Origin of the sequence: Thalassospira sp. UBA848 (assembly GCF_002295455.1) — a bacterium.
Lineage (GTDB): Bacteria > Pseudomonadota > Alphaproteobacteria > Rhodospirillales > Thalassospiraceae > Thalassospira.
Window position 1 is genome coordinate 1 of the sequence record NZ_DBGS01000114.1, and the last position, 6,243, is coordinate 6,243.

Genomic DNA, 6,243 nt, shown 5'->3' on the forward strand with positions numbered 1-6,243 from the left:
GCCGGATCAAAGCTTGATACCGGATCACCATCGGCAAAGAAGCTGCGCAATCCGGCCCAGCTTTCGCCCGGGCGGCGGACCTCGATGCTGGTCGCCGTCATCAGGCGATCAATGGTGATCGCGATATCAAGTTCTTCGGGCTGTACGTCATGCGGCTCGGTCGGTGTGGTGTCGGCTGGCGATACTAGCAAACGGCCGGCATCTTCCTTGAAATAAAGCGTCTCATCGAGGCTTGCGACCAGCGGCCAGCCATGCGGCTTTACGTCTGCTGGCACATCCACCATCACCGCCGTGCGGCGTTTGGGCACGATGCCAAGCGGCTTGATGCCGGCCTTGGTGGCAATGTCATCAGCCCACGCACCCGCCGCATTGACCACGGTACCAGCACTGTAAACATCCCCCTTGGCCAGCGTGACCTGCCATTTGCCGTCTGCTTTGCCAATCGTGCTGACATCGGCCTTGGTAACAACCGAACCGCCAAGCGCCTTGAACTGGCGGATAAAGCCCCAGTGAAGCGCATGCACATCAATGTCCATGGCGTCCGTTTCATAGGCCGCCTTTGCTACGCGGTCGGTATGCAGAACCGGGATGATTTCCTTGAGTTCATCGGGCGTCAGTTCAACAAAGTTTGCGCCATTAGCGCGCCCTTCGGTCAGGATGGCATCCAGTTCGGCCTCTTCGCCCGGGGCTGCGGTCATGATAATGCCGCGCGGGGTCAGGATCGGGTTTTCGCTAAACCCGTCTGGTGGGGTCATGAAGAAAGACCGGCTGGCAGTTGACATCTTGCGGATGATTTTCGGGCCATAGGTCTCGCTATAAAGGGCGGCTGACCGGCCAGTGCTGTGATAGCCCGGCTGATCTTCGCGTTCGAGTACCGTGACGGATTTACCCGCCTTTGCCAAAAAGAATGCGGCTGACATTCCGGCGATGCCGCCGCCGATGATCAGGATGTCCGAATGGGTCATGTGGGGCCTTCTTAAATCGTGTGGGTCTTGGTGGTCGCGCCAAAGCCGCTGATGAATTGATAAAGGTTTTCTGCAAGTGTTTCACTAACATAACCACCTTCCTGCACCAGAACGGTCGGGCAGGAAAGGGTGCCAATCTTTTCGCCGATCCGGGCAAAACCATCTGGACTGACCGTCAGCCCGCCAAACGGATCATCGCGTGATGCATCAAGGCCAAGGGCAATGACAACCGCATCAGCACCGAAATCATCAATCTTAGCCAGTGACCTATCAAGGGCATCAAGGAATACATCATCACCGCTGCCAAGGGGCAGGGCCTGATTGTGGTTGAAACCAAGCCCGTCCTTCTCGCCGCATTCCTCGGCATGCCCCCAGTAAAACGGATAAAAATCAATCGGATCCGCATGGATCGACAGGGTCATGACGTCAGACCGGTCATAGAAAATATGCTGGGTCCCGTTGCCGTGATGCAGATCGACGTCAAGGATTGCCACGCGGTCATATTTGCGGCGGAGCTCCTCAGCGGCAATCGCACTGTTGTTCAGGTAGCAAAATCCACCGGCAATATTGCCACTTGCGTGATGTCCGGGCGGGCGGCACAGGGCATAGGCGGTATTCGCACCCTGATCACGTACATGACGAGCAGCCGCAATTGCGGTTTGTGCACTGGCATAGGCCGAATGCCATGTGGTGATTGAGACCGGGCAGGACGTATCGCCAAGATGAAAGCCCGCCTTGCCCGCAGGATGACGCGGGTAAGGGCCGTTGCGATCAAACGGGTGGATGTTTGGAATGACCTGTTCTGCACCCCCGACATCCTGCCATTCATCGTGAATGGTCTGCAGGAAGTTCAGATATTGCGCATCGTGAATGGCGGCAATCGGGGCCAGTCCGGCATCATTGGGGGCATGAAGATCAAGACCCAGACGCGCAACCGCACCGCGCAGGATTTCGGCGCGTTCGGGGACTTCGGGGATCGGCTTTTTCTCGCCTGCGACAATGAATGTCTTGCCGTGATGGCGTAACTGATCGTCTGAGAAATAGGCATGCATCATCGCTGCCGCCTTTCACGTCATGTGGTCAAACGGTGGTGGCGTCGTCGTTTGGGTGTTTGATCCTGATCCTAGAAGGCGACCTTGTTGCCGCCCTTCAGGCCCAGAATTGCACGCGCTTCGTCCGGTGTTGCGATTTCAAGCGACAACCCGTCCAGCACCTCGCGGATTTTGCGCACTTGCGATGCGTTGTCCGGCGCAAGTTCGCCCTTCTTGATATACAGATTGTCCTCAAGCCCGACCCGCACATTGCCGCCCATAGCAGCCGACATGCTGCCAAGCGGCATCTGATGGCGTCCAGCACCCAGAACAGAAAACTGATACTGATCGCCAAACAGCTTGTCTGCGGTGCGTTTCAGATGCGCCAGGTTGTCGGGATCCGCCCCGATTCCACCAAGAACACCCAACACGAACTGAATGAAAATCGGCCCCTTGATCAGGCCACGATCAACGAAATGCGCCAGGGTATATAGATGGCCGACGTCATAGCATTCAAACTCGAACCGCGTACCATTGGCATCACCGAGATCGGCCAGAATGGTTTCGATGTCCGAAAACGTATTCTTGAAAACGAAGTCACGGCTGCTTTCAAGGAATTCCGGTTCCCAGTCATGTTTCCATTCATTGCGGCTGGCAAGGGCCGGGAACAGGCCGAAATTCATCGTGCCCATGTTCAGCGACGCCATTTCCGGTGCCGCTTCGCGTGCCGCCCGGATGCGGTCACGAACATTCATGTTCATGCCGCCACCGGTTGAAATATTGATCACCGCATTGGTCGCCGCCTTGATCTTTGGCAGGAACTGCATGAATACGTCCGGGTCCGGGCTTGGATACCCCGTTTTGGGATCACGTGCATGCAGATGCAGGATTGATGCCCCGGCATTGGCGGCATCAATCGCCTGTTGGGCGATCTCATCGGGCGTTACGGGCAAATGCGGGCTCATGGACGGGGTATGCACCGATCCGGTAATCGCACAGGTGATGATAACTTTGCGGCTCATGCGAAGGCTCCTGCGACTACGAGTTCGTCTTGCAGTTCGGTCAGTGCCTTGCGCAGCGGCACCAGAATGTCTGCAAACTGTTCCTTGGTGATGGTCATTGGCGGGCAGACCATGACATGATCGCCGCGATAACCGCCACGCGTGCGGCGCCAGTAAATGATCAGGCCCATCTCATAGGCGATATCGACCAGTCGCGCTGCAGCCATATGTTTGGGCTCAATCGGGTCCATGCTGTTGCGGTCCTTGACCAGCTCCATCGCCAGCAACAATCCCTTGCCACGGACATCGCCGACCATCGGGAAGTCTTCGGCAAGTTTGGTCAACTCATCCTTGAGTGCCGAGCCATTGGTGGCGGCATTTTCAAGCAGATTGTCCTGTTCAATCACATCAAGGACGCCATTGCCCGCGGCACAGGCCAACGGGTTCCCGGCATAGGTATAGCCATGAATGAACCCGCCATGATCAAGAACCGGGCCAACAATGCGATCAGGTGCAATCATCGCACCAAGGGGGGCGTAACCGGCCGCCAGGCCCTTTGAAACAGCAAGGATGTCGGGCGTGATGCCCCAATGTTCAGCGGCAAAGTATTTGCCGGTACGACCGGCACCGGTCATGACCTCGTCATAGATCAGAAGGATGCCGTACTGATCGCAAATCTCGCGAATACGGCTATAGTAGCTGTCCGGGGCGACAAGCGCGCCGGTGGCCGCCCCGCCCACAGGTTCCATAATGAAACCAAGAACGGTTTCCGGGCCCTGTTTGATGATTTCGGCTTCAAGCATGTTGGCATATTTGATGCCGCGCTCATGATCGCTCAGATCATCACGATCAAGATAGCATGTCGGTGCGGGAATTTTCGGCTGATCGACCATCATTGGCGCAAAGGGCGCATGCATCGGCGTATAGCCGGTGATGGCAAGCGCACCCAGTGTCGCACCATGATAGCTCGGAAAACGTGAGATGATCTTTGTGCGCTGTGCCTGGCCTTTGGCCAGTGCATATTGCCGGGCAAGCTTGATGCAGCTTTCAACCGCCTCGGACCCGCCAGAAACAAAGAATACGCGTTCAAGATCGCCCGGTGCACGGTCGGCAAGGCGGATGGCAAGGTCTTCGGCCGCGTCATTTTCGAAATGCAGGCGATAGGCGAAGCTGGCTTTTTCAAGCTGCTTGGTCATGGCGGCGATTACCCGCGGGTCGCTATGGCCGACATTGCTGACCATCGCGCCGCTCGACGCATCGATATAACGTTTGCCATCGACATCCCACATATAAACGCCTTCTGATCGTTCGATCAGCGGGCGGCGGGACCGGCTTTGATAAAACAGACGGGACTCCCGGTTGTGACCGACGGAGCTTTTGGGATCATGCGTCATTCTGGTGGCTCTCCTGAACCGGCAGCATCTTCGAACTCAGTCGTGATGGCCGGGCAACAACACACAATTACGGGCGGCGATATGCATGAATATATCCGCCCCCTCTTTATGGGGGTGGGCATCAATCGGGTTGATGACCTGCCAGTCGCGGCCATTGGCCTCGACAAAGTAACGGGCCTGCTGGCCCAGATAGTCAACAGTTTTGACCTTGCCGGGGATGGCAATGACACCATCTGATGCCTTGTTTTGTTCCGATAGATCAATTTTTTCTGCCCGGACAACGGCCCGAACATCTTTTGAATTCTTGGCTTTCACCGTCTGTTCGTCAGTCGTAAGTAACGTCTCACCACTTTCGAGCTGCACATTGGTAAAGGCCGCATCCGGGCTGCCAAGGTTGCCTGCAATGATATTGGAATGTCCAAGGAAGTCTGCAACAAACGCCGAAGCGGGATTGTTATAGACCTCTTCAGGGGCACCTTCCTGTTCAACAAAGCCATTATTCATGACAACCAGCTTATCAGACATGGCCAGGGCTTCGGACTGGTCATGGGTGACAAATACCGTGGCAACGCCCAACTCGCGCTGGATGCGTTTCAGTTCCACACGCATTTCTTCGCGCAGATTGGCATCAAGGGCCGAAAGCGGTTCATCAAGCAGAAGCACATCCGGCTCAATCACAATCGCGCGCGCCAGCGCAATGCGCTGCTGCTGACCACCGGAAAGCTGATTGGGATAACGGTCTGCGACATGGGGCAGTTGCACAAGATCAAGCGCCTTGTTGACCTTCTCAGCAATGTCGGCCTTCGACACCTTGCGGTATTTCAGGCCAAAGGCGATGTTGTCAAAGATCGTCTTGTGCGGGAACAGGGCATAGTTCTGAAACACAAGGCCAAGGTTGCGTTTGTGGATCGGCAGGCTGTTGACCCGTTTTCCCCGGATCCTCAAGTCACCCTCGGTGATGTCGGTCAGACCTGCAATCATGCGCAGCGTTGTCGTTTTGCCGCAACCTGACGGACCCAGGAAAGTTACAAAGCTGTTGTCCGGGACGGTCAAGTCAATGCGTTTTACGGCAGTGAATTCACCAAACCGTTTGACGACATTGTGCAGTTCAACAGCGTTATCTCTGTCTGCCATTGTTAAATACCCTGTCTGAATTGCGCCGCACCCGACGAAAGGCGGCAAGGGTGTCCTGGCCAGTTGCGCATGGCCAGGACACAATCTCAGGCGAACAGGCGTGGCTTAGTAGCCGCGCTGTACACGAGAAAAGGTTTTCGACCAGTCAGCTTCGTTTTCATTCCAGTAAGCCGGATCGAAGAAGCTAAGCGACGAAAGTGTTCCGGTCGGATCAAATGCCGGCAGGGTCGGGATGACCTCGCCCAGTTCGATCTTCTGCGGATCAAGGGCCGGCGGATAGCTCTGACCTTCGGCAACGGCAATCGCCACTTCCGGCTCCAGCATGAAGTTCAGAAGTTCTTCACAGGCCGCCATCGGGCTGCCACGCAGCACGAACAGGCATTCCTGCCAGCCAAGACCACCGGCCGGATCGTGATATCCGATGTCATGGCCCTGATCCTGCAGCGCCTTGATGCGGCCCGACCAGCCTTCGGTCACATAGATTTCTTCTTCGGCCAGAAGGCTCATCAGTTCCGCGCCCGAAGACCAGTATTTCAGCGCAAGGTCACGGTGCGCACGAACCATGTCCCAAACGGCTTCAATGTCCTGAATGTTGTTCGGGTCCTGATCAGACTGCAGCGCGCCGTACCAGATGCGGGTTTTCCATTCACCCCAGCCGCCGATCTTGCCTTTATAGGCTTCATCGACCATCAGTTTGGCACCCTTGGCCTTGGCTTCG

General features: G+C 56.3%; 6 protein-coding genes. All 6 read right to left on the reverse strand.

The annotated features are described in order from the left end of the window. Window positions 1-965 (reverse strand): NAD(P)/FAD-dependent oxidoreductase (locus tag B2R48_RS15610; RefSeq protein ID WP_297002254.1); only part of this gene is annotated, 965 nt, incomplete at its 3' end. Window positions 966-976: 11 nt separating this feature from the next. Continuing rightward, complete coding sequence (locus B2R48_RS15615; protein WP_297002256.1) at window positions 977-2,020, reverse strand: histone deacetylase family protein; 1,044 nt, start codon at window positions 2,018-2,020, stop codon at window positions 977-979. 68 nt (window positions 2,021-2,088) lie between these two features. After that, window positions 2,089-3,018 (reverse strand): 3-keto-5-aminohexanoate cleavage protein, encoded by a 930-nt coding sequence (locus B2R48_RS15620; protein ID WP_297002258.1) that lies wholly within the window; start codon window positions 3,016-3,018, stop codon window positions 2,089-2,091. Next, entirely contained in the window at window positions 3,015-4,391 is a 1,377-nt protein-coding gene (locus B2R48_RS15625; protein ID WP_297002261.1) for an aspartate aminotransferase family protein, read from the reverse strand. The genes B2R48_RS15620 and B2R48_RS15625 overlap by 4 nt, the downstream gene beginning before the upstream one ends. Before the next feature lie 36 nt (window positions 4,392-4,427). Further along, window positions 4,428-5,525: an ABC transporter ATP-binding protein gene (locus B2R48_RS15630; RefSeq protein ID WP_297002263.1), complete on the reverse strand. Its 1,098-nt coding sequence runs from the start codon at window positions 5,523-5,525 to the stop codon at window positions 4,428-4,430. 105 nt (window positions 5,526-5,630) lie between these two features. Then, window positions 5,631-6,243, reverse strand: a 613-nt coding sequence (locus B2R48_RS15635) for an extracellular solute-binding protein (protein ID WP_297002267.1), incomplete at its 5' end; no start/stop codon positions are given.